General features: G+C 72.0%; 19 protein-coding genes and 2 pseudogenes. 9 read left to right on the plus strand and 12 right to left on the minus strand.

Annotation, left to right across the window (positions count from 1 at the left end):
* The 3 genes and pseudogenes from ABEB03_RS18695 to glgB all read left to right on the plus strand — a co-directional run.
* Nucleotides 1-99 (plus strand): annotated as a pseudogene (locus ABEB03_RS18695) (alpha-glucosidase C-terminal domain-containing protein); the annotation flags it as partial.
* A gap of 84 nt (nt 100-183) precedes the next feature.
* Nucleotides 184-1,611, plus strand: coding sequence for a maltokinase N-terminal cap-like domain-containing protein (locus ABEB03_RS18700; protein WP_345650008.1), 1,428 nt, complete (start codon nt 184-186; stop codon nt 1,609-1,611).
* Between the two features lie 73 nt (nt 1,612-1,684).
* Nucleotides 1,685-4,294 carry a 1,4-alpha-glucan branching enzyme gene (gene glgB / locus ABEB03_RS18705; RefSeq protein ID WP_345650011.1) on the plus strand — a complete coding sequence of 870 codons (2,610 nt, stop codon included), beginning with the start codon at nt 1,685-1,687 and terminating at the stop codon, nt 4,292-4,294.
* Between the two features lie 58 nt (nt 4,295-4,352).
* Here glgB and ABEB03_RS18710 read toward each other — a convergent pair whose 3' ends face one another.
* The 4 genes from ABEB03_RS18710 to ABEB03_RS18725 form a co-directional block, all read right to left on the minus strand.
* Nucleotides 4,353-6,680, minus strand: coding sequence for a HelD family protein (locus ABEB03_RS18710; RefSeq protein ID WP_345650846.1), 2,328 nt, complete (start codon nt 6,678-6,680; stop codon nt 4,353-4,355).
* A 144-nt stretch (nt 6,681-6,824) separates the two neighbouring features.
* Nucleotides 6,825-7,157, minus strand: a complete 333-nt coding sequence (trxA, locus tag ABEB03_RS18715) for a thioredoxin (RefSeq protein WP_345650849.1) — start codon at nt 7,155-7,157, stop codon at nt 6,825-6,827.
* Nucleotides 7,154-7,582 (minus strand): MerR family transcriptional regulator, encoded by a 429-nt coding sequence (locus ABEB03_RS18720; RefSeq protein WP_345650014.1) that lies wholly within the window; start codon nt 7,580-7,582, stop codon nt 7,154-7,156. The genes trxA and ABEB03_RS18720 overlap by 4 nt, the downstream gene beginning before the upstream one ends.
* 90 nt (nt 7,583-7,672) lie before the next feature.
* The gene (locus ABEB03_RS18725) at nt 7,673-8,188 is read right to left on the minus strand and encodes an Lrp/AsnC family transcriptional regulator (RefSeq protein ID WP_345650017.1); all 516 of its coding nucleotides are present in this window, start codon (nt 8,186-8,188) and stop codon (nt 7,673-7,675) included.
* A gap of 120 nt (nt 8,189-8,308) precedes the next feature.
* On the opposite strand from ABEB03_RS18725, the gene ABEB03_RS18730 reads away from it, so the two are divergent.
* The gene (locus tag ABEB03_RS18730; RefSeq protein ID WP_345650020.1) at nt 8,309-9,214 is read left to right on the plus strand and encodes an NAD-dependent epimerase/dehydratase family protein; all 906 of its coding nucleotides are present in this window, start codon (nt 8,309-8,311) and stop codon (nt 9,212-9,214) included.
* 1 nt (nt 9,215) lies between these two features.
* Complete coding sequence (locus tag ABEB03_RS18735) at nt 9,216-10,139, plus strand: aldo/keto reductase (protein WP_345650023.1); 924 nt, start codon at nt 9,216-9,218, stop codon at nt 10,137-10,139.
* Nucleotides 10,140-10,195: 56 nt separating this feature from the next.
* Here the strand turns inward: ABEB03_RS18735 and ABEB03_RS18740 are convergent, their stop codons facing one another.
* Nucleotides 10,196-10,969, minus strand: a complete 774-nt coding sequence (locus ABEB03_RS18740; protein ID WP_345650025.1) for a DUF2127 domain-containing protein — start codon at nt 10,967-10,969, stop codon at nt 10,196-10,198.
* Between the two features lie 122 nt (nt 10,970-11,091).
* Nucleotides 11,092-12,900 (minus strand): MFS transporter, encoded by a 1,809-nt coding sequence (locus ABEB03_RS18745; RefSeq protein WP_345650852.1) that lies wholly within the window; start codon nt 12,898-12,900, stop codon nt 11,092-11,094.
* Between the two features lie 216 nt (nt 12,901-13,116).
* On the opposite strand from ABEB03_RS18745, the gene ABEB03_RS18750 reads away from it, so the two are divergent.
* A complete protein-coding gene (locus ABEB03_RS18750) occupies nt 13,117-13,734 on the plus strand; it encodes a TetR/AcrR family transcriptional regulator (protein WP_345650027.1) in 618 nt (205 codons plus the stop codon).
* A gap of 132 nt (nt 13,735-13,866) precedes the next feature.
* Here the strand turns inward: ABEB03_RS18750 and ABEB03_RS18755 are convergent, their stop codons facing one another.
* Nucleotides 13,867-15,279 (minus strand): cation:dicarboxylate symporter family transporter, encoded by a 1,413-nt coding sequence (locus ABEB03_RS18755; protein ID WP_425589263.1) that lies wholly within the window; start codon nt 15,277-15,279, stop codon nt 13,867-13,869.
* 164 nt (nt 15,280-15,443) lie between these two features.
* Here ABEB03_RS18755 and ABEB03_RS18760 point away from each other — a divergent pair, with 164 nt between their 5' ends.
* The gene (locus ABEB03_RS18760) at nt 15,444-17,129 is read left to right on the plus strand and encodes a sensor histidine kinase (RefSeq protein WP_345650033.1); all 1,686 of its coding nucleotides are present in this window, start codon (nt 15,444-15,446) and stop codon (nt 17,127-17,129) included.
* Entirely contained in the window at nt 17,126-17,803 is a 678-nt protein-coding gene (locus ABEB03_RS18765) for a response regulator (RefSeq protein ID WP_345650036.1), read from the plus strand. The genes ABEB03_RS18760 and ABEB03_RS18765 overlap by 4 nt, the downstream gene beginning before the upstream one ends.
* A gap of 13 nt (nt 17,804-17,816) precedes the next feature.
* Here ABEB03_RS18765 and ABEB03_RS18770 read toward each other — a convergent pair whose 3' ends face one another.
* The 5 genes from ABEB03_RS18770 to ABEB03_RS18790 form a co-directional block, all read right to left on the minus strand.
* Complete coding sequence (locus ABEB03_RS18770; RefSeq protein ID WP_345650040.1) at nt 17,817-18,857, minus strand: NAD(P)-dependent alcohol dehydrogenase; 1,041 nt, start codon at nt 18,855-18,857, stop codon at nt 17,817-17,819.
* 37 nt (nt 18,858-18,894) lie between these two features.
* Complete coding sequence (locus ABEB03_RS18775; RefSeq protein WP_345650043.1) at nt 18,895-19,686, minus strand: SDR family NAD(P)-dependent oxidoreductase; 792 nt, start codon at nt 19,684-19,686, stop codon at nt 18,895-18,897.
* Between the two features lie 5 nt (nt 19,687-19,691).
* Nucleotides 19,692-20,387, minus strand: coding sequence for a TetR/AcrR family transcriptional regulator (locus ABEB03_RS18780; RefSeq protein ID WP_345650046.1), 696 nt, complete (start codon nt 20,385-20,387; stop codon nt 19,692-19,694).
* A 75-nt stretch (nt 20,388-20,462) separates the two neighbouring features.
* Nucleotides 20,463-20,885, minus strand: coding sequence for a hypothetical protein (locus ABEB03_RS18785; protein ID WP_345650049.1), 423 nt, complete (start codon nt 20,883-20,885; stop codon nt 20,463-20,465).
* 39 nt (nt 20,886-20,924) lie between these two features.
* Nucleotides 20,925-21,485 (minus strand): hypothetical protein, encoded by a 561-nt coding sequence (locus ABEB03_RS18790; protein WP_345650052.1) that lies wholly within the window; start codon nt 21,483-21,485, stop codon nt 20,925-20,927.
* A gap of 71 nt (nt 21,486-21,556) precedes the next feature.
* On the opposite strand from ABEB03_RS18790, the pseudogene ABEB03_RS18795 reads away from it, so the two are divergent.
* Nucleotides 21,557-22,405: pseudogene (locus ABEB03_RS18795) on the plus strand (5'-methylthioadenosine/S-adenosylhomocysteine nucleosidase family protein); the annotation flags it as partial.
* Between the last annotated feature and the right edge of the window lie 10 nt (nt 22,406-22,415).

The following is a 22,415-nucleotide window of genomic DNA, read 5'->3' on the forward strand; positions in this document are numbered from 1 at the left end:
GGCGGCGTGCGATTCCCGGCCATCGGAGAACTCCCCTACCTGCTCACCCTCGCCGGACACGGCTTCTACTGGTTCCGGCTCCGCAAGGACGCCCTCTAGGACCCGGGCGGCGGGGCGGTTTCCCCCGCCCCGCCCTGGGCACGCATCAGTAACACCCCGACTCCGGGGAAAGGACGCGACGCCATGTCGGAAGCCGCAACCCATTCTGCAACGGCCCCCGTCGCACGCCCCGAGCTTCTCGCGTCCCTCGATCCACTGCTGCGGGAGTGGCTGCCGCGGCAGCGCTGGTTCGCGGGCAAGGGGCGTCCGGTGACCGGATTCACGCTGGTCTCGGCGGTGGAACTGCTGCCGCCCGGGGCGAAGGCGGGCCTGCTCCACCTCCTCTTACGGGCACATCAGCCGCTCACTCCGGCGCAGGGGGCCGCCCCGCAGCCGGGCGACTGCTACCAACTGCTCGTCGGTGTGCGGGAGGCGCTGCCGCCACGGCTCGCGCCCGCGCTGATCGGGCATCCGGACGAGGGGCCGCTGGCCGGGCGCACCGTGTACGAGGCGCTGTACGACCCGCGCCCCGCCGGGCTGCTGCTGGAGGCGCTGCGCAGCCGGGCCCGGGTCGGCGAGCTGCGCTTCGAACGGGACATGCGCCAGGAGATCCGCGGGGACCTGGTGCCGCGCCTGATGACGGCGGAGCAGTCCAACTCGTCGATCGTCTACGGAGATACGTTCATTCTCAAGCTGTTGCGCCGGATCGTGCCGGGCACCAATCCCGATCTGGAGCTGCCGCTGGCGCTGTCCCGGGCGGGCTGTGCGCGTGTGCCGGCCCCCGCGGCGTGGATGCTCGCGGACCTGGGCGGGCAGACGTCCGTTCTCGGTGTGCTCCAGCCGTTCGTCCAGGGCGCGTCGGACGGCTGGGAGCTGGCGCTGCGCGAACTGGCCAAGGGCGAGGACTTCGCCGGTGAGGCGCGGGCGCTGGGCCGGGCCACCGCCGAGGTGCACACGGCGCTCGCCCGCACGCTGCCCACGGTGACGCTGGGCCGCGCGCAGATGGAGCTGCTCGTCGACGGCATGGCCGGGCGTCTGGAGGCGGCGGCGCAGGCGGTGCCCGCCCTGCGTCCGTACGCGCCCGGCCTGCTCACCGCGTTCGAGGCGCTGGCCGATCTGGCCGCCGAGGGACACACCTGGACCGCGCAGCGCATCCACGGCGATCTGCACCTGGGGCAGTGTCTGCGCTCCCCCACCGGACAGTGGTCGCTCATCGACTTCGAGGGCGAGCCGTCGAAGCCGCTCGCCGAGCGCCGGATGCCGCAGCCCGTGGCGCGTGACATCGCGGGCATGCTCCGTTCGTTCGACTACGCCGCCCACTCGGTCCCCGGCGCCCCGGGCGACGCCGACGCGCCCGCCCCTCTGATACCCGGCTGGGTCGACGCCTGCCGCGCCGCGTACTGCACCGGCTACGCGGAGGCCGCCGGCGTCGACCCGCGCACCGACCCCGTCCTGCTGCGGGCGTACGAGACGGAGAAGGCGGTCTACGAAGTGCTGTACGAGGCCCGGCACCGGCCCGACTGGCTGCCGGTGCCGATGGCGGCGGTACGCCGGCTGGCCGCGTCGCCCTGAACCCCGATCCCCTGGTCCCTTCGATTCACCTGGTCCCGCGATGTCACCCGATCCTGCCGAGGAGGCCCTGCCCGTGACGCCCCGCCCTCCGTCCGACGACAGTCCGAAGAAGACCGGCGCGAAGAAGTCCGGCACGAAGAAGTCGGCTGCCGCCAAGAAGACGGCGGCCGGCCCGGCGGCGGCCGGGAAGACCCCCAAGGCTTCGGGGACGGCGAAGGGCGCGGCGGGGGCTGCCGAGCCGGCCGCGGCCAAGGACGCGAACGGGAAGACCGCGGCCGAGAAGGGCACGGCCGGGAAGTCCCCGGCCCGGGCGGCGGCCGGGAAGCCCGCCGCGGGCAAGGCGCCGAAGACCGCGAAGACGCGGAAGTCCACGAGTTCCGCGAAGGTCCCCAGGCAGCTTCCCCGCCCGGAGGGGACCGCGGACCCGTCACCGGTCCCGGAGCAGGCCCGCATCCCGGAGCAGGCGCCGGGACCCGTGGCCGACCCCGCGCCCTGCTTCCCGGGCGTCGGCCCCGGTGACCGGGAACGGCTGCTCGACGGCACCCACCACGATCCGCACGGCGTGCTCGGAGCCCATCCGGTGCCGGACGGCGTGGCCTTCCGCGTCTTCCGTCCGTACGCGCTCGGGGTCACCGTCGTGACGGATCAGCTGCGCGCCGAACTGCACGACGACGGGGACGGTTTCTTCTCGGGACTGCTGCCGCTGCGTGAGGTCCCCGCGTCGTACCGGCTGCTCGTGGCGTACGAGGAGACGGTCCAGGAGACCGAGGACGCGTACCGCTTCCTGCCCGCGCTGGGCGAACTCGACCTGCACCTGATCGGCGAGGGCCGGCACGAGGAGCTGTGGCGGGCCCTCGGCGCGCAGCCGATGGTCCACCAGGGCGTGACCGGCACCCGGTTCACCGTGTGGGCACCCAACGCACGCGGTGTGCGTCTCGCCGCCGGCTTCAACTTCTGGGACGGCACGGGTCATCCGATGCGATCGCTCGGCTCCTCCGGGGTGTGGGAGCTGTTCGTGCCCGCGATCGGCGAGGGCGAGCTCTACAAGTTCGAGATCACCCGCCCGGACGGGACGCGCACGCTGCGGGCGGACCCGATGGCCCGGCGCACCGAGACCCCGCCCCGCACCTCGTCGATCGTCCACGCCTCCCACCACGAGTGGCGGGACGCGGAGTGGATGTCGCGCAGGGGGCTGCGGGCTACGCACGAGGCGCCGTTCTCCGTGTACGAGGTGCACCTGCCGTCCTGGCGCCCCGGTCTCACCTACCGCCAGCTCGCCGACCAGCTCCCCGCCTACGTGTCGGACCTGGGCTTCACGCATGTGGAACTGATGCCGGTGGCGGAGCATCCCTTCGGCGGATCGTGGGGCTATCAGGTGACCGGCTTCTACGCCCCCACCGCACGGCTGGGCACCCCCGACGACTTCAAGTACCTCGTCGACGCCCTGCACCGGGCCGGCATCGGCGTGCTGATGGACTGGGTGCCCGCACACTTCCCCCGCGACGACTGGGCCCTCGCCGAATTCGACGGGCGTCCGCTGTACGAGCACGCCGACCCGCTGCGTGCCGCCCACCCGGACTGGGGCACCCTCGAGTTCGACTACGGACGGCACGAGGTCCGCAACTTCCTCGTCGCCAACGCCGTGTACTGGTGCGAGGAGTTCCACATCGACGGCCTGCGCGTCGACGCGGTCGCCTCCATGCTCTACCTCGACTACTCCCGCGAACCCGGGCAGTGGGTCCCCAACGAGCACGGCGGACGCGAGAACCTGGACGCGGTCGCCTTCCTCCAGGAGATGAACGCCACCGTCTACCGCCGCAACCCCGGCGTCGTCACCATCGCCGAGGAGTCCACGGCCTGGGACGGTGTCACCCGTGCCACCCACCACAACGGTCCGGGCGGATTCGGCGGGCTGGGCTTCGGGCTGAAGTGGAACATGGGCTGGATGCACGACTCGCTGGGCTACGTGGCCCACGATCCGGTGCACCGCAGGTACCACCACGACGAGATGACCTTCTCGATGGTGTACGCCTACAGCGAGAACTACGTCCTGCCCATCTCGCACGACGAGGTCGTCCACGGCAAGGGCTCACTGGTCTCCAAGATGCCCGGGGACTGGTGGCAGCAGCGTGCCACGACCCGCGCCTACCTCGGCTTCATGTGGGCCCACCCCGGCAAGCAACTCCTGTTCATGGGACAGGAGTTCGCCCAGGGTGCCGAATGGTCCGAGGCGCACGGCCCCGACTGGTGGCTCCTCGACCCCGCCTACCCCGCCGAACCCGACCATCGCGGTGTCCGCGACCTCGTCCGCGATCTGAACGCGGTCTATCACCGCGAGCCCGCGCTGTGGCAGCGCGACACCGAACCCTCCGGGTTCAGCTGGATCGCCGGTGACGCCGCCGAGGACAATGTGCTCGCCTTCCTGCGGTACGACGCCGACGGCACCCCGCTGCTCGCCGTCTCGCACTTCTCCCCCGTCGTGCGGCACGGCTACCGCATCGGCGTCCCCGAGGACATCCCCGCCTGGCACGAAGTCCTCAACACCGACGCCGGCCGCTACGGCGGCAGCGATGTCCTGAACCCCGATCCCGTCAAACCCGAACCCCACCCGGCGCACGGCCGCCCGGCCGGCATCCGGCTGACCCTGCCCCCGCTCGCCACGATCTGGCTCCGGCCCGCGTAGCCGGATCGAGCGCCGGACGGCCTGGTTCAGGGCGTCCGGCGCTCGACGACGCGGCCGCTCAGGCCGGTTCGGGTGCGCTCAGGGACCGGGGCAGCGTCCCCGTGTGGAGCACGCCCAGCGACTGGGTGGCGCGGGTCAGCGCGACGTACAGGTCGCTCGTGCCGTACGACGCCGGGTCGACGACGAGCACGGAGTCGAACTCCAGCCCCTTGGCCTGGCGCGGATCGAGCAGCACCACGTCCCGTGTCAGGTCGGGCTCGGCCCCCGCGGTGACCCCGTCCAGCCGCTCGGCCAGCGCGCCGTGCAACGGGCGCGGCGCGATCACCGCGAGCCGCCCCTCGGCCGGGGTCAGTTCGGCCACCGCCTTGGACACGGCTCCGGGCAGATCGGCGCCGGCGTCCCGCACCCAGGGCCGTTCCCCGGTCGACCGCACGGACCGCGGCGGCTCGAAGCCGGGCTGCTCGGCCCGGACCACGGCCGCGGCGAGTTCCATGATCTCCGACGGGGTCCGGTAGTTGACGGCGAGCCGTGTGTGCTCCCAGCGGTCCTCCACGTAGGGGGCCAGGATCTCCTCCCAGGAGCCCACCCCGGCCGACTCCGCGGTCTGTGCCGGGTCGCCGACGAGGGTCATCGACCGGGTGGGGTTGCGGCGCATCAGCAACCGCCAGGCCATCGGGCTCAGTTCCTGCGCCTCGTCGACGATGATGTGGCCGAAGGCCCAGGTCCGGTCGGCGGCGGCCCGCTCGGCGGCGCTGCGGTGGTCGTCCTCCTCGTGTCGTTCCGCCATCCGTTCGGCGTCGATGATGTCGTGCGCGGAGAGGATCTCGGAGTCCTCCTCGTCCTTGTCCTCGAACTCGTACGTCCGCGAGGCGTACGACACGTCGAGCACGCCCTGCGCGTAGGCGACCTGGGTGCGGCGCTCCTGGTCGGCGAGGGCGCGGGCGACACGGTCGTCCTCGCCGAGCAGTTCGGCGGCCTCGTCGAGGAGGGGGACGTCCGCGGTGGTCCATTCCCGGGTGACGGGGCGGCGGACGGCGGCGGCGTCCCGTTCGCCGAGGTGGGTCTCGGGTGCGGCGAGGAAGTCCGCGACGACGCGCTGCGGTGTCAGCCGCGGCCACAACTGGTCGACCGCGGACCAGACCTCGGGGTTCTCGGCCAGCTCGTCGCGGATCTGCGTGATGTCGCTGGGGTCGAGGAGGTTGGACCCGTCGAACGGGTCCGTGCCGATGCGTTCGGCGAGCATGTCGGTGAGGGTGTTGAGGATGTGTCCCTCGAAGTGCTCGCGCGCCACGTTGTGCGGCAGCCCTGCCTCGCGGGTGCGTTCGCGGGCGACCTGCACGAGGCCCGCGTCGAGCATCAGGACGTCCCGGTCGTGCTCGATCGCGATGACCGGATCGGGCAGCGCCTGACGGTCGCGGACGACCGCGGCGAGGACGTCGGCCATGTCGGCGCGGCCCTTCACGGCGGCGGCCTCGGGGGTGTCGCCGGCCGTGGCGTGCACACCGGGGAACAGTTCGCCGACGGTCGCGAGCAGGACGCCCGTCTCGCCGAGCGCGGGCAGCACCTCGCCGATGTAGCCGAGGAAGGCCGGGTTGGGGCCGACGATGAGGACCGCGCGCTTGGCCAGCAGTTCGCGGTGCTCGTAGAGCAGGTAGGCGGCGCGGTGCAGGGCCACGGCGGTCTTGCCGGTGCCGGGCCCGCCCTCGACGACGAGCACACCCCGGTGCGGCGCGCGGATGATCCGGTCCTGCTCGGCCTGGATGGTCTGCACGATGTCGCTCATGCGGCCGGTACGGGCCGCGTTGAGCGCGGCGAGCAGTACGGCGTCGCCGGTGGGGTCCTCGTGTCCGGTGCGTTCCCGGTCGCCCAGGTCGAGGATCTCGTCGTGCAGGTCGGTGACGCGCCGCCCCTCGGTCGTGATGTGCCGGCGGCGGCGCAGGCCCATGGGGGTGTGGCCGGTGGCCAGGTAGAAGGGGCGGGCGACGGGGGCCCGCCAGTCGATGAGGATCGGTGTGTGCTCGGTGTCGTCGGCGCGGATGCCGATGCGGCCGATGTGGTGGCTGACCCCTGACGGGGGCTCCCCCTGCCCGGACGAGGAGGAGGGGTCGGGGGCGAGGTCGATGCGGCCGAAGCAGAGCGATCCGTCGACGGCGTTCAGCGCGGCGAGCAGGCCGGAGCGCTCGGCGACCAGCACGTCCCGTTCGAGCCGGGCCTGCATGGGCGTGTTGCCCTGGGCGAGGGCGTCCTCGACGGACGCCTCGGTGACCCCGCGCAGGGCGTCCACGCGCGCGTACAGCCCGTCGATGAATTCCTGCTCTCTCCGCAATTCATCGTCGGGAAATTCTGTGTGTGAGCCCCTGTTTGACAATTCCGCTCCCGCCCGGATATACTGTGGCCAGTGAACTTCTCCGCGACCCAATTCTCTTGAAGTCGCGAACCATCGAATATACGCAAAGAAATCCCCCGAGCGCAATCGCCAGGGGGATTTCTCGTATATCGGCCCGGACGCGGGCTCGTTCGCCGGGTGTGGTCAGAGCACGTCGGCGAGCTCTTCCAGCAGCCGTCGCTTGGGCCGGGCGCCCACCATCGACTTCACCGGCTCCCCATCGCGGAACACCATGAGCGTGGGCGTCGAGAGCACGCCGTACGCGATGGTCGTCCCGGGGTTCCTGTCCACGTCCAGCTGGACGATCTTGATCCGGTCGCCCTCCTCGAAGGCGATGTCCCCGAGCACCGGGGCGAGCTGCCTGCACGGCCCGCACCAGTCGGCCGTGAACTGCACGAGCACGGGCAGGTCCGCCCCGATCACCTCCGCCTCGAAGTCCGCGTCCGTCACCTCGGCCACACCCGCCGCCTTGATCACCACGTCTGCCCTCCCAGTTCGCATTCCGGTTCCGGGCCGCCCGGAACCCGCGACTCGGCCGCCAGCTCGTCGCGCGCCTGCTCCGCCCGCACCAGCTGCCCGGCGACCTGCGCGCGCACCGACCGCAGCTCATCGATCAGCGTGTCGAGCTCACCGAGCTTGCGGCGGTAGACCGCGAGCGACGCGGGACACGAGTCGCCCTCGGGATGCCCGGCCCGCAGACACTCCACGAAGGGGCGCGTCTCCTCCAGGTCGAACCCGAAGTCCTGCAGCGTCCTGATCTGCCGCAGCAGCCGCAGGTCGTGCTCGTCGTAGGTGCGGTACCCGTTCTCGCCGCGCCGCGCGGGCAGCAGCCCCCGCGACTCGTAGTAGCGCAGGGTCCGGGTGGTCGTCCCGGCGCGTGCCGCCAGCTCGCCGATTCGCATGCCTGCGACGGTAGTCCTTGACGCCGACGTCAAGGCAAACCCTCCGGGCGCCGGGCCGGCCGTCCGGTGCCGGCCCGGCCGCCGCGGGGTTCAGGCCGGCGGCAGCAGCGGCTTCCGCTCCACCGGGGAGGACAGCACGATCGACGTCGTCGTACGCCCCAGCGCGGAGGTCTGCTCCAGGATCTCCTCCAGGTGGATGGTGTCCTCGACGGCCACCTTGAGGATCCAGCAGTCCTCGCCGACGACGTGGTGGACCTCCACGACCTCGGGTCGCTCCAGCAGCTCCAGCGTCCTCGGGTGCTTGAGGGTGTAGCCGCCGTGCGGATTGACCCGGATGAAGGCCTGGATGCCGTAGCCGAGGCGGGGCGGCGAGACATGGGCGCCGTAGCCGGTGATGGCGCCGGCCGACTCCAGGCGGCGTACGCGTTCGGCGACGGCCGCCGGGCTCAGCCGGACGCGGCGGCCGAGCTCGCTGAGCTTGATCCGGCCGTCGCTCTGGAGCTGCTCCAGGATCTGCCGGTCGAGCGCGTCGAAGGCCACCGACGTTTCGTCGGCGGCTGCGCGCAGATGCCGTGGTTCCTTCTGTGCCGCGGCCTGATCTCCCATGACTCCCCCTTCAGACCTCCTGCGTACGACGGGAGAATTATCACCACAAGGACCGGCGCGCCGAAGGCTTCGAAGCACGCCGGGTTCCACGGAATACGAAACGGATCGGGGGCGTTCGTCATGCGCGAGATATGCGTCATCGGCGGAAACCGGTATTTCGGAAAGCGTCTGATAGCCCGGCTGCTGGCCGCGGGAGACCGGGTCACCGTGATCAACCGGGGGTCGTCGGCACCGCCCGCGGGGGCAATTCATCTCGTCGCGGACCGCAATGACGAGAAGTCCCTGGAGAACGCGCTGGGTTCGCGGACGTTCGACGTCGTGATCGACCAGGTCTGCTACACGCCGCGGCAGGCCCGGATCGCGCGGCGCGTCTTCGCGGACCGCACCCGGCGCTATGTGATGACGTCGACCGTGGAGGTCTACGAGTACGAGGACTCGGCGGACCTCGTGGGCGAGGACGCCGTGGATCCCCGTACCGTCGCCGTCGACCTCACGCTGCCCTGGGACGACCCGGAGTTCCTGGAGACGCACTACGGCGAGGGCAAGCGGCAGGCCGAGGCGGTCCTCGCGGCCGGTCCGGCCTTCCCGTACGTGGCTGTCCGCGTCGCCCATGTGCTGGGCGGCGACGACGACTTCACCGGGCGCCTCGACCACTACGCGGACCGCATCCGCACGGGCGATCCGATCGCCGTGCCCGCCGTGAACCGCCCGGCCACCTACGTCCATGTCGAGGAGATCGCGGACTTCCTCGTCTGGGCGGCGGGCCAGGACTTCACCGGCCCGGTGAACGCCGCCTCCCACGGGGTGCTCACCACCGAGGAGCTGTGCGCGGCGGTGGCGGTCCACGTCCCCGGGGGCAGGACCGTCTTCCGCGGCGTCGAGGTCGGGGAGGTCTCCCCGTTCTCGTTCGCCCGCTCCTACGGCATGGACAACTCCCGGGCCACGAAGCTCGGTTTCACCTTCGGCGGGACGGACGAGTGGCTGCCGCGCGCGGTCGCCGAGACACTCGGAAAGGAGAACGGCTGACATGCGCCAGCGCACTCTGGGAGAGGTGAGCGTCGGCGCGATCGGGCTCGGCGCGATGCCCCTGTCCATCGAGGGCCGCCCGGACGAGGCGCGGGCCCTGGCCACGGTGCACGCCGCTCTGGACGCGGGGGTGACCCTGCTCGACACGGCCGACTCCTACCACCTGCCGGGCGCCGAACCCGGCCACAACGAGCAGCTGGTGGCCCGCGCGCTGGCGACGTACGGCGGCGACACGGGCGACGTGCTGGTGACCACGAAGGGCGGCCGCGGCAGACCCGCCGACGGCAGCTGGACGGTGACGGGCTCGCCGCGCCATCTGAAGTCGGCCGCGCGGGCCTCGCTGAAGCGGCTCGGAGTGGACGCCATCGGCCTCTACCAGCTGCACAAGCCCGACCCGTCCGTGCCGTTCGAGGAGTCCGTCGGCGCCCTGCGCGAACTCCTCGACGAGGGCACGGTCCGGCTGGCCGGCGTCTCCAACACCACCACCGCCCAGATCCGCGCCGCCCACGCGATCCTCGGCGACCGGCTGGTCTCGGTGCAGAACCAGTACTCGCCCGCGGTCCGGGACAGTGAGGACGCGCTGCGGCTCTGCGCGGAGCTGGGCATCGCCTTCCTGCCGTGGAGCCCGCTGGGCGGGATCTCGCGCAGTTCCCTGGACGGCCCGTCCGGGGCGCGGCCCGCGTCGGGTGCCGCACCGGGGACCGGGCCGGAGTCCGGCCCCTTCGGGGCCTTCCACGCGGTGGCCCGCGAGCGCGGGGTCAGCCCCCAGCAGGTCTGCCTGGCCTGGTTGCTGGCGCGGTCGCCGGCCGTGATCCCGATCCCGGGCGCAAGCCGCCCCGAGACCATCCGGGACTCGGCCGCGGCGGCCGACCTGGTCCTGACCCCGCAGGAGCTGGTCCGCCTCGACGCCACGACGGGCCGGTAGGGGACGCCGGGGCGCGTCGCCCTGCCGGTCACCCCCGGACGACCTTCCCGGGGCCGCTACGAGTGGGCGGGTTCGAGGCCCGCCGACTCCTCCACCTCCAGCAGCGAGGCGCTGTGCCGCTCCGCCTCGAACGCCCGGTGGCCGCCGCGCAGTCCGAACAGCCGCTTGGCCAGGGCGATGTAGAGCACCGCGAGGATGTTGAGGACCAGTGTGGCGATCTTCAACCAGCTGACGTGCTCGGTGAGTTCGTAGATCTCCAGCGGGAGGAAGGCGGCGGTGGCGACGACCGTGAGGTATTCCGCCCAGCGCTTGGCGTACCAGAGGCCGACCGCCTCGACGAGCTCGATCGCGGCGTACACCAGGAGCAGCACGGCCACCAGCACCAGGGTGGAGTGCCGGTAGCCGAAGGTCTTCTGGACGGTGCCGACCACGGGTGAGTGGTCGAGGTCGTAGTGGAAGTGCCGGAAGACCGGACGGAAGACGTCGAGGTACTCGTCGAAGAGCCTGCGCACCGCGTCCTGGCTGTTGCTGAACTTCCACACGGCCGCCGCGACCAGCACGATGAACACCCCGCGCACGGCCCGCTCGACGGCGAGGAAGCGCAGGATGAACAGGTCGCGCAGGACCTTGCCGCGCGGTACGAGCGGGGCCTCGTCGGCGGGCCCGGAGCCGTGCGGGTCGCCGAGCGCGAAGTCGCCGCAGCGCAGACAGCGCCAGGCCTCGCCGAGACCCGTCTCGGCGCGCAGCCGCTCGCGCAGGGCCCGCTCGTCGGGGGCGTACGTGACGTGACCGCGCCGGGCGCAGGTGCGCCGGTCCCAGTCGATCTTCATGCTCCGTGTCCTTTGCCGAACGTGCCGTGCCGTGCCGGTCCGACCGGCACGGCACGGTGATGCATGTCCTACGAGACGGCGGCCCTCAGGGTCACGGTTCCGAACGGATGTTCAAGAAAGGGTCAGTGACGGGCTCCGCTCGCGGGCTCGGGAGCGTCCTTCTCCTCGGCCGCACCGTCGGGCGCGTCCTGCGCGGCATCGCCATCGGTCTCGGGCTCGGCCTCGGTCTCGGCTCCGGCTCCAACGCCGGCTCCGGCCTCGGCTTCGACTTCGGCTTCGGCTTCGGCTTCGGCTTCGGAACCCTCGGCCCCCGTACGCGCCTTCCGGGGCAGGAGGAAAGCGACGAGCACCGTGCCCACGCCCAGGATCACCGCTCCGACGAGGCTGGTGTGTGCCACCGCGTCCGAGAAGGACGAGCCCACCGCGTCCGCCATCTGCCGTGCGCCCACGGCGAGTTGATCGGCCTGGGCCTTCAGCTGCGCGGCCTGCTCGGGACTGCCCGCGTGGGCGGCCTGTTCACCGGCCTGGCGGGCCTTGTCCCCGATGCCCTGGGCGACGGCGTATCCGGCGCCGACCGAATCCTGCGCGGTGGACAGGGCGTTCGCCGGGAGCTTGCTGCCCGCCGTCGCGTCCGACAGGTGCGAGGAGTACGCACTCGACAGGACCGAGCCGAGGATGGCGATGCCGAGCGAGCCGCCGAGTTCCAGCGAGGTGTCGTTGACCGCGCCGCCGACGCCCAGCTCGGACTCGGGGAACGCGCCCATGATGGCGTCCGTGCAGGGCGACAGGGCGAGCCCGATCGCGAGTCCCAGGACCACGAGGGGCACGACGAGATCGCCGTACGACGATGCCGCGTCGACCCGGGTGAGCAGGGCGAGCGCCGCGGTGCCGCCGACCATGCCCGCGGTGACCGTGACCTTCATGCCGACGCGCGGGGTGAGGTAGCCGGTGAGCGCCGAGCCGACGAAGACGGCTCCGGCGAGCGGCAGCATGCGTACCCCGGTGTCCAGCGCGTCGTAGCCGAGGACGAACTGGAGGTGCTGGGTGAGGTAGTAGAAGGCGCCGAAGACGGCCAGGAAGAAGAGCGCGACGGCGAGGTTCGAGCCCGCGAAGCCACGACGGGCGAAACGGCGCACGTCGACCACCGGACGCGGGTGGCGCAGTTCCCACACCACGAACAGCGCGAGGCCGACGCCCGCGACGACCGCGGCGGTGACGGCGTTGACGCCCCAGCCGAAGTGCGGACCCTCGATGATCATGTAGACCAGCGAGCCGATCCAGACCACCGACAGCAGGCCGCCCACGTAGTCGATGCGATGCCGGTGCGCCGCCCTGGACGGCGGTACGAGGACGAGGGCGCCGACGATCGCGACCGCGGCGATCGGCACGTTGATGAGGAACGTGGACGACCAGCCGTGGTGCTCCAGAAGCGCCCCGGCGACCAGCGGGCCCGCCGCGATGGCGAGTCCGGCGGTGGCGGTCCACAGGGTGATCGCCTTGGCCCGCTCCGCGCGAGGGAAGGTCGCGGCGAGCAGGGAGAGGGTCGCGGGCATGATCAGCGCGGCTCCGACGCCCATCACGGCGCGGGTCGCGATCACCCCGGTGGAGTCGTCCACGAGCGACCCGGCGACGGCTCCGCCGCCGAAGACGACGAGCCCGAGGACGAGGGCGCCGCGACGGCTGTACTTGTCGCCGATCGCGCCGAGCAGCAGCATCAGCGCGGCGTACGGGACGGTGTAGCCGTCGATCACCCATTGCAGATCGGCGCTGGACAGGCCCAGGTCCTGGGTCATGTCGGGTGCCGCGACCGTGAGGGCGGTGTTCGCCATCACGATGATCAGCAGGCTCAGGCAGAGCACCAGCAGCGCCCACCAGCGCCGGGCGTAGGGACGCTCCATCCTCTCGACGGGTTCGTTCATGACGAGACGCATGGGCACGGGTCGCCCTTTCCTCGGTCGACGCGCACGGCGGTCGGCCGGCGCGGACGCGTGTACAGCGAGATCTACTTGCACAGCACTGTGCATTTGCTCAACGATGTGCAATGTACGGCGTTGCACAGGACTGTGCAAATCAAGGAGGTGGAGGCCTTGTGCCCGAGGACAGGAGGTCGGCGCACGACGGACGGGAGGCGGCGAAGGGCAGGCAGAATGGCAGTCATGACCACGGGTAACCTCAGCCGCGCGGACGTCAACCGCCGCCGCATCCTCGACGTCGCCCTCGCCGAGCTGCTGCGCGACCCCGACGCGTCCATGGACCAGATCGCACGGGCCGCGGGCGTCGTACGGCGCACGGTGTACGGGCACTTCCAGAACCGTGAGGCCCTGATCAGCGACCTCGTCGACGAGGCGGTGGACTCGGTGGCGGCGGCGCACGCGGCCGGCCGCGAAGGCGTCACCGACCCGGCCGAGTCGCTCGTCCGCTCCACGCTCGCCGTCTGGGAGATCGCCGACCGCTACCGGCTGCTCGTCGCCCTCGCCCAGCGCAGCGTCACCATGCAGGGCATCCGGGACCGCCTCACCCCCGTCCGCGAATCCTGCGCGGACATCCTGCGACGAGGCCTGGACCAAGGTGTCTTCGAGTCGCCGCTGCCGCCGTACGCACTGGCCTACGTGCACGAACAGACACTGTTCGCCCTGATGGAGGCGGTGAACGACGGACTGCTGCCCACGCAGGAGGCGGGCCGCTCCGCCGCGGTCACCATCCTGACCACGGCCGGCGTGCCCGCCTCGCGCGCCACCGAGCTGGTGGCCGAACTGAGCGCCTGACACACCGAGCGGCCGGGACCACGGGGGAAGAACCCGGCCGCTCGGCGACCTCGGGGGCGCACCCGATCGGACGGACGCCCCCGTCGGCAGGGCGCGCCTCGTTCAGGAAGGCACGCCCTGTTCACGGAAGTCCTACGCCTTCGCCAGCTCCTTCTCGCCGCCCTGCTCGGGCAGCTCGCTCCGGCCGGCACTGTCGTCGTCCAGCAACGTCCGCTCGTCGAAGGGCAGTTCACCGGCGAGGACACGGGTGACGCGGTCCTTGTCGACCTCACCCGTCCAGGTGCCGATGAGCAGCGTCGCCACCGCGTTGCCCGCGAAGTTGGTGACGGCGCGGGCCTCGCTCATGAAGCGGTCGATACCGATGATCAGACCGACACCGTCCACCAGGGCGGGCTTGTGCGACTGGAGACCGCTGGCCAGGACGGCGATACCGGAGCCCGAGACACCGGCCGCGCCCTTGGAGGCGACCATCATGAAGAGCAGCAACCCGATCTGCTGGCCGATGCTCATCGACTGGTCCATCGCGTCGGCGATGAACAGCGAGGCCATGGTCAGGTAGATCATCGTGCCGTCGAGGTTGAAGGAGTAGCCGGTCGGCACGGTGATGCCGACGACGGGGCGGCTGACGCCCAGGTGCTCCATCTTCGCGATGAGCCGCGGCAGCGCGGACTCGGACGACGACGTGGACACGATCAGCAGGAACTCACGGCCCAGGTACTTCAGCAGCTGGAAGAGGCTGACCCTGGCCACCAGCTTCGTCAGCGTGCCGAGCACGATCACGACGAAGAGGAAGCAGGTGATGTAGAAGCCGAACATGATGGTGGCCAGCGCCTTGAGCGCGTCCATGCCGGTCTCGCCGATGACCGCGGCCATCGCGCCGAAGGCACCGACGGGCGCCGCCCACATGATCATGCCGAGGACGCGGAAGACCAGCTTCTGGATGTGCTCGACGCCCCGCAGCACCGGCTCGCCCTGGCGCCCCATGGCCTGCAGGGCGAAGCCGACGAGCAGCGCGACGAGCAGCGTCTGGAGCACCTGACCCTCGGTGAAGGCCGACACGAACGTGGTCGGAATGATCCCGAGCAGGAAGTCGACCGGCCCCTCGGCCGCGGCCTCGGCCTGGGTGTGCCCGACGCCCTTCACGGCCTCGGTCAGGTGCATCCCGCTGCCCGGGTGGACGATGTTGCCCACGACCAGGCCGATGGCCAGCGCCACGAAGGACATGGCGATGAAGTAGCCGAGCGCGAGCCCGCCGACCTTGCCGACCCTGGCGGCCTTCCGTACCGAGCCGACGCCGAGCACGATCGTGCAGAAGATGATCGGCGAGATCATCATCTTGATCAGGTTGACGAAGCCCGTGCCGAGCGGCTTGAGCTCCACGGCGAAGTCCGGCGCGGCGAACCCGACGGCGATGCCGAGGCCCACCGCGGCGATCACGGCGATGTAGAGGTAGTGCGTACGGTCCCGCTTCACAGCGGGTGCGTCAGGTGCCGTTGGGGATGTACTGGCCACGGCTGCCCTCCTTGACGACGTCGTCGGCATCATCCGGCGTGCGGCTCACGTCCGGCGGAACCCGGCGTGCGGCTCACGTCCGGGGAATCCGGGAGGCGTGGACTCCCGGGCGATGCGGTGACTATCTCCCGGCCTGTGAGGGCGGTCACCCTTGCGTACATTTAGTTCACGCTTATAAGGCGAGGCAGACTGACGGCATGCGTTTCCTCCGCGCCCCGCGCCCCCGCAGCCTGGCGGGGCAGCTCTTCGCGATGCAGGCCGTGCTGATCGCGGTGCTCGTCGCCGGGTACGCGCTGTTCACCTATGTCAGCGACCGCAGCCAGGCCGAGGAGTCGGCGGGCCGGCAGGCCATGGGCGTGGCGCGCTCCGTGGCGGACGCGCCCTCGGTGCACGCGGCGATCCGCACGGAGGACCCCTCGAAGGACCTCCAGCCGTACGCGCTGCGGGTGCAGCGGCACACCGGCGTCGACTTCGTCACGATCATGGACCCGCGGGGCATCCGCTGGACCCATCCCGACGAGAACCGGATAGGCCAGCACTTCCTCGGCCACACGGGTCCCGCGTTGGCGGGCCGGTCGTTCACCGAGACCTACACCGGTACGCTCGGCCCGTCCGTCCGCGCCGTCACCCCGATCCGGGACGACGGCCGCATCGTGGGGCTCGTCAGCGCCGGCATCAAGGTCGAGGCGATCACCAAGCGGGTGCAGGACCAGGTCACCGCCCTCGTCGGGGTCGCGGCGGGCGCCCTGGCGCTCGGCGGCATCGGCACGTACGTCATCAACGCCCGGCTGCGCCGCTCCACCCACGGCATGAACGCCGCCGAGCTGAGCCGCATGCACGACTACCACCAGGCCGCGCTGCACGCCGTGCGCGAGGGACTGCTGATGCTGGACGGGCAGTTCCGGGTGGCGCTGATGAACGACGGCGGGCGGGAGCTGCTCGGGGTGGGTGACGACGCGGTCGGCCGTTCGGTGGCGGACCTCGGGCTGCCCGCCCCGCTGACCGGCGCGCTGCTGTCCGCGCAGCCGCGCGTCGACGAGGTGCACCTGACCGCGTCGCGCGTGCTGGTCGTCAACACGTCCCCGGTCTCCGGTGGTGAACGCCGTGGCACGGTGGTCACCCTGCGCGACGTGACCGAGCTCCAGGCCCTGACGGGTGAACTGGATTCGGAGCGTGGCTTCACCCAGGCTCTGCGGTCCCAGGCGCACGAGGCCGCGAACCGCCTGCACACCGTGGTGTCGCTGATCGAGCTGGGCCGTGCCGATGAGGCCGTCGACTTCGCCACGGCGGAGCTGGAGCTGGCGCAGGCGCTGACCGACCAGGTGGTGGCGGCGGTCAGTGAGCCGGTCCTCGCGGCGCTGCTGCTCGGCAAGGCGGCGCAGGCGAACGAGCGGGGTGTGGAGCTGGTGGTGTCGGACGACAGCGCCATCGACGACGGTCTCCTCCCGGATTCCCTGCCCTCCCGGGACCTGGTCACCGTCCTGGGCAATCTGATCGACAACGCGGTGGACGCGGCGCAGGGGACGACCGGCGCCCGGGTCACGGTGACGGCGTTCACCGACGAGTCCGTGCTGGTGATGCGGGTCGCCGACACCGGTGCCGGGGTGGATCCGGCGCACACCGAACAGCTCTTCCAGCGCGGCTGGACCACGAAGCCGGCCGGGCCGGGCGGACGCGGTCTGGGTCTGGCGCTCGTACGGCAGACCGTGGAGCGTCACGCGGGCAGGCTGACGGTGTGCGAGGCGGCCGGGGGCGGGGCGGAGTTCGAGGTGCGGTTGCCGTTGCCCGCGGTGCCGCCGGCCGAGCGGTCCACGATGTCCACCGTGCCCGGGCCCGCGCGGCCCGTGGCCGTCGAGCCCGCTCTGCCCGGAGGCGACGCATGACCGACCCGATCCGCGTGCTCGTCGTCGAGGACGACCCGGTCGCCGCCGACGCGCACGTCATGTACGTCGGGCGGGTGCCCGGGTTCACCGCGGTCGGCAAGGCCCACACGGGCGCGGAGGCCCGTCGCGCGCTGGAGCGGACTCCGGTGGACCTGCTCCTGCTGGATCTGCATCTGCCGGACGTGCACGGGCTGCAACTGGCCCGCTCGCTGCGCGCCGCCGGCCACCACGCGGACGTGATAGCGGTGACGTCCGCCAGGGACCTGGCCGTCGTGCGCGAGGGGGTGTCGCTCGGTGTGGTGCAGTACGTGCTGAAGCCGTTCACCTTCGCCACCCTGCGCGACCGGCTGGTCCGTTACGCGGAGTTCCACGCGGCGGCCGGCGAGGCGAGCGGCCAGGACGAGGTGGACCGCGCCCTGGCCACCCTGCGCGCTCCCGGTCCGGCCGCGCTTCCCAAGGGGTTGAGCGCCCCGACCCTGGAGCGTGTCTCCGTGGTCCTCCGGGACTGCGCCGACGGTCTGACGGCGGCCGGGGTCGCCGAGGCCGTCGGGATCTCACGGATCACGGCCCGGCGCTATCTGGAGCACCTGGTCGAGGCCGGGCGGGCGGCACGTGCTCCGCAGTACGGTCAGGTGGGGCGGCCGGAGCTGCAGTACCGCTGGGTCAAGGGCTGACCGGGCGGCGGGTTCAGCCGTTGGGGAGGATGACGGCTCGGCCGTTGACCTTGCCCGCGTGCAGGCGCTCGTAGGCGAGGGGGGCCTCGTCGAGGGAGTACGTCTCGGTGTGGACGGAGACGGCACCGGCACGCGCGAGGTCGAGGACCTCGATCAGTTCGCCGCGGGAACCCCAGTAGGGCGCGCTGACGGACACCTCGAAGGGCAGGGCCCCGAAACCGACGGGCAGGGCGCCGCCGCCGATGCCCACGATGCTGATGTCGCCCTCGACGGCGGCGACGGCCCCGGCGGTCCGTACGGTCGGCTCCGCGCCGACGAAGTCGAAGACCGCCTGGGCTCCGACGCCTGCGGTCAGTTCCCGGACCTTCGCCGCCGCGTCGGCGTCGGACAGGACGGTTTCATGGGCGCCGACCTGCCGTGCGAGGGCGAGCTTGTCCTCGCTGACGTCGAGGGCGATCACGCGGGCCGCCGTCATGGCGCGCAGGAGCTGGATGGCGACGTGGCCGAGGCCGCCGGTGCCGATGACCACGGCGGTCGAGCCGGGCAGCAGCCGGGGCAGTGCGCGCTTGATCGCGTGGTACGGCGTCAGTCCCGCGTCCGTCAGCGGCACCGCGGCGACCGGGTCGAGACCGTCGAGGGGCACGAGATGCCGGGGGTCGTCGACGAGGAGGTACTCGGCCATGGATCCGGGCGCGCCGAGTCCCGGGGGGCGGATGCCGAGTTCGTCGGCGCGCAGGCAGTAGTTCTCCTTGCCCTCCGCGCACTTGGCGCAGATCCCGCAGCCCCACGGCCCGTACACGGCGACCGCGTCTCCCTCGCCCAGTCCGCTCACGCCGGCGCCGAGTGCGGCGACGGTGCCGACCCCCTCGTGCCCGAGGGTCAGCGGCAGCGGGTACGGGAAGCTCTCGGCGGGCCAGCTCATCACCGCGATGTCGGAGTGGCACACGCCGGCGGCGGTGACCTTCAACAGGACCTGTCCGGGGCCGGGTTCGGGGTCGGGGACGGTGACGACCTCGGGGGCGGCGCCGATGGTGCGGTACTGAAGTGCCTTCATGATGGTGCTCCTTGCGGGGTTTCCTACGGCGGGCGGCTCAAACGGCGGTGTAGGCGCCGTCGACGAGGTGGTAGCTGCCGTGGACGAACGAGGCGCGCTCGGAGAGCAGGAAGGCGATCAGTTCGGCGACCTCCTCGGCGCGGCCGAGGCGGCCGGCCGGGTGCAGGGCGACCAGCCCGTCGTACTGGGTGCGGTCCATCCCCTTCAGCAGGGGGGTGTCGATGAAGCCGGGGCCGACCGCGTTGACCCTGATGCCCTTGGGGGCGTACTCGGCGGCGACCGTCTTGGTCAGGCCGACGACGCCGTGCTTCGCGGCGACGTACGCTGACGATCCCGCGGAGGCGACCGAGCCGAGGATGGAGGCGACGTTGACGACGGCTCCGCCCGTGCCGGCCGCCTCGATGGCCGGGAGTTCGTGGCGCAGCGAGTGGAAGACGCCGTCGAGGTTGGTGCGTACGACGCGGTTGTAGGCGTCGATGTCGTAGTCGCCGGTGGGGGCGACCGGGCCGCCGATGCCGGCGTTGTTCACGGCGAGGTGGAGCCCGCCGAAGGTGTCGACGGCGAATCGCACGGCTGCCTCGACCGACTCGGGGCGGGTCACGTCGACGGCGACGGCGGACGCGAGGATCCCTTCGGCCCGGAGTTCGGCGGCGGCCTTCTCGGCGCCCTCGGCGTCGTGGTCGGCGATGACGACGTTCGCGCCGCCGTGGCCGAGGCGGTGGGCGGTGGCCAGGCCGATGCCGGAGGCGGCGCCGGTGACGAGGGCGGTCCTGCCGGAGAACTCGGTGGAGTAGTCGGTGACGGGGGCGGCGGGTGCGGTGGTGCTCATGCTGGTCACTTTCCTGCTGTGCGATGGGTGCCGGGCGAGGCGGCGAGTTCCGCCTCGTCCATCAGGGCGTCGTAGGCCCGTTCCACGAGGGCGGCGAGGTCCGCGGCGGCGGAGTCGTCGGCGTGGTCGCGTGTGCCGCGCGCCCACAGGCGCAGTGCGGCGGTGAGCACGCCGGCGGCCGCGCCGACGACGACGGCTGGGCGTACGTCCTGGGCGTCGTCGGTGCCGAGCCGGTCGGCGATGATGCGGATCGACTCCTCCTGGGCGTCGACACGGATGCGCTCGTAGGCGGCGAACAGCGCGGGTTCGCTGTCGACGAGGGCGAGCAGTCTGCGCATGTCGGGGCGCAGGTGCCAGGCCGGGTTCTCCCGGTCTGCGAGCCAGTCGCGCACGGCCCGCCGGTAGGCGAGGAGCGGGGGCTCGTCGGCGGGCCGGTCCCGCAGGCAGGCGTTGATGCGGGCGCCGTCGCCCCGGACGAAGTCGAGGGCGGCGTCCTCCTTGCCCACGAAATGGCGGCTGAACGTGCGGCGGGTGACGTCGGCGCGCTCGGCGACGGCGGAGACGGTCACGTCCTCCAGGCCGTGCTCCAGGATCAGGTCGAGCGCCGCGGCGGCCAGCGCGTTGCGCGTCAGCCGCGCCTTGCGCGCTCTGCGGTCCTCGACGACGCCGTCGGCGAGCTCGGTGGGCTCGTTCGCCTTCATGGATCCGACCGTACACCCGAAGATGTCCCAGTGGGACATGAGGCTCACTGAGACATGAGTCCCATCGGGACATGACTACGGGCGTGCGGTTTCTCGGCGGTCGGGCAGGCGGGTGACCGCCGCGAAGGCGGCGAGGGCGACCAGGCTCCCGGCGGCGAGGGCGGGACAGTCGGCCCAGTCGGGATCGGCCGGGGCGGAGGTCGTCGCCCGCACGAGGACCACGGTTCCCCAGCCTGCCGCCAGACCGACGGCGAAGCCCGGCCACCGGTGCCGCACGCCCTTGAGCACGTCGTCGGCCATCGCGTACACGGGGCCGAGCGCCATCAGCACCACCTGGTCACCCCACCCGAGGGCGGCGATGCCCGCCCCCGCGGCAACGCTGAAAAGCCCCACGCGGGCCAGCGGCACGGCCGGCGCGGGACCTCGCGGGACCTCGCGCGGCCACCGGAAGAAACGGCGCACGCTCCCGGCGAACCCTCGCCCCTCGTCGTCCGGCATGAAGTCTCCCCCCAGACGCGCGAAACGGACCAATGGCCGTCAACTCACAGAAGATGGACTCGCCGCCGCGGCGAAAGGTTGTGCGTACAGCACCACTTGGACTCCGAGACCCGCGACCGCCAGCGCCTCGGCCACCGACAGCACCACCAGCCCGGCGGAGACCTGACCGCTCGCCCAGTACACGACCAGCCCCGCGAGCGGAACGAGGCAGAACGCGAGCAGGTCGACGCCGCACTGGATGACCTTGCGCGACGCCCTGCGCGCGTCGCCGCGATGGGCGGTCTCCCACCTGAAGGCGGCCTCGGCGCCGGTGAGTTCGGCGAGCCGCGGACCCAACTCGCCCCTGACGTACGCCCCGATCGCGGAGATCTTCTCGTCGTTGACCAGGTAGGTCCACCCGAGGACGACACAGACGGGCGGCAGCGCCAGCAGCATGGCCGCCTGCCTGGCCTGCGCGGACGCGGCGACGACGGCGGCCACCACCGCGAGCGTCACGTACAGCAGATTGTCCCGGAACCCGATCCGCGCCCGCTGCTCGTCCTTCACGCTCTGGTACTCGGCGAGCAGCAACTGCCCCCCGTTGACGCCCTGCTCCGACACGTGCGCCTCCCCCTTCTCCTCCGAGCACCAACACGCCCTCTGGGCAGGCGACTTGGCAGTACCTTAAGAGTGTGCCGGAGACAGAACCCACCGTCGTGGTCCTCACCGCACTCCCGTCCGAGTACGAGGCCGTGCGCCGTCGGCTCTCGGACGCGGAGGAACTGGAACATCCCGCGGGGACGCGGGTGGAGCGGGGCCGGCTCGCCGACACCCCTTGGTACGTGGCCGTGGCGGAACTGGGCGAGGGCGCCCTGAACGCGGCCGTGCTCACCGAGCGGATCGTGGCCTGGCTGCGCCCCGAGGCGCTGCTCTTCGTGGGCGTGGCGGGCGGCCTCAAGGACGACATCGAGATCGGCGACGTCGTGGTGGGCACGAAGGTGTACGGCATCCACGGCGGCAAACAGACCGACAAGGGATTCCACGTCCGCCCCGAGGCCTGGCGTTCCTCCCACCGCCTGGAACAGGCCGCCCGGTTCGCCCTGCGCGGCAAGGTGCACCTCAAACCGATCGCCGTCGGCGATGTCGTGCTGGCGGACGCGAAGTCCGACGTCGCCGAGCATCTCAGGGCCCACTACAACGACGCCGCCGCCATCGAGATGGAGGGCTCGGGGGTCGCCCACGCGGCGCACCTCAGCGATCGGCTGGACGCGCTCGTGATCCGCGGGATCAGCGACTACGCCGACGTGGGGAAGGCGGCGGCCGACGCGTCGGGGTCGCAGCCGCGCGCCGCCGACGAGGCCGCGGCGGCGATGGTCGCGATCCTGCGCAAGCACCGGCCCCTGCGCGACCGCACGGCCCGCCCGGGCACTCCGGACGACTCCGGCCCCCAGGAGGGCCCCTTTCCCCCTTCCGAGTACGGCGGCGACCACCTCGATTTCCGGGGCAGCACGTTCCACGGACCGTTCGTGGCAAAGTCGGTGGGAGGGCGAG

The sequence above is a fragment of the Streptomyces siamensis genome (genome assembly GCF_039543605.1).
GTDB classification, from domain to species: Bacteria; Actinomycetota; Actinomycetes; order Streptomycetales; family Streptomycetaceae; genus Streptomyces; species Streptomyces siamensis.

Coding starts and splice junctions, on each gene's coding strand:
- ABEB03_RS18700 (WP_345650008.1), top strand. CDS start 184: ATGTCGGAAGCCGCAACCCATTCTGCAACGGCCCCCGTCGCACGCCCC.
- ABEB03_RS18720 (WP_345650014.1), bottom strand. CDS start 7,582: ATGCGAATCGGCGAGCTGGCGGCACGCGCCGGGACGACCACCCGGACC.
- ABEB03_RS18725 (WP_345650017.1), bottom strand. CDS start 8,188: ATGGGAGATCAGGCCGCGGCACAGAAGGAACCACGGCATCTGCGCGCA.
- ABEB03_RS18730 (WP_345650020.1), top strand. CDS start 8,309: ATGCGCGAGATATGCGTCATCGGCGGAAACCGGTATTTCGGAAAGCGT.
- ABEB03_RS18735 (WP_345650023.1), top strand. CDS start 9,216: ATGCGCCAGCGCACTCTGGGAGAGGTGAGCGTCGGCGCGATCGGGCTC.
- ABEB03_RS18740 (WP_345650025.1), bottom strand. CDS start 10,969: ATGAAGATCGACTGGGACCGGCGCACCTGCGCCCGGCGCGGTCACGTC.
- ABEB03_RS18745 (WP_345650852.1), bottom strand. CDS start 12,900: ATGCGTCTCGTCATGAACGAACCCGTCGAGAGGATGGAGCGTCCCTAC.
- ABEB03_RS18750 (WP_345650027.1), top strand. CDS start 13,117: ATGGCAGTCATGACCACGGGTAACCTCAGCCGCGCGGACGTCAACCGC.
- ABEB03_RS18755 (WP_425589263.1), bottom strand. CDS start 15,279: ATGATGCCGACGACGTCGTCAAGGAGGGCAGCCGTGGCCAGTACATCC.
- ABEB03_RS18760 (WP_345650033.1), top strand. CDS start 15,444: ATGCGTTTCCTCCGCGCCCCGCGCCCCCGCAGCCTGGCGGGGCAGCTC.
- ABEB03_RS18765 (WP_345650036.1), top strand. CDS start 17,126: ATGACCGACCCGATCCGCGTGCTCGTCGTCGAGGACGACCCGGTCGCC.
- ABEB03_RS18770 (WP_345650040.1), bottom strand. CDS start 18,857: ATGAAGGCACTTCAGTACCGCACCATCGGCGCCGCCCCCGAGGTCGTC.
- ABEB03_RS18775 (WP_345650043.1), bottom strand. CDS start 19,686: ATGAGCACCACCGCACCCGCCGCCCCCGTCACCGACTACTCCACCGAG.
- ABEB03_RS18780 (WP_345650046.1), bottom strand. CDS start 20,387: ATGAAGGCGAACGAGCCCACCGAGCTCGCCGACGGCGTCGTCGAGGAC.
- ABEB03_RS18785 (WP_345650049.1), bottom strand. CDS start 20,885: ATGCCGGACGACGAGGGGCGAGGGTTCGCCGGGAGCGTGCGCCGTTTC.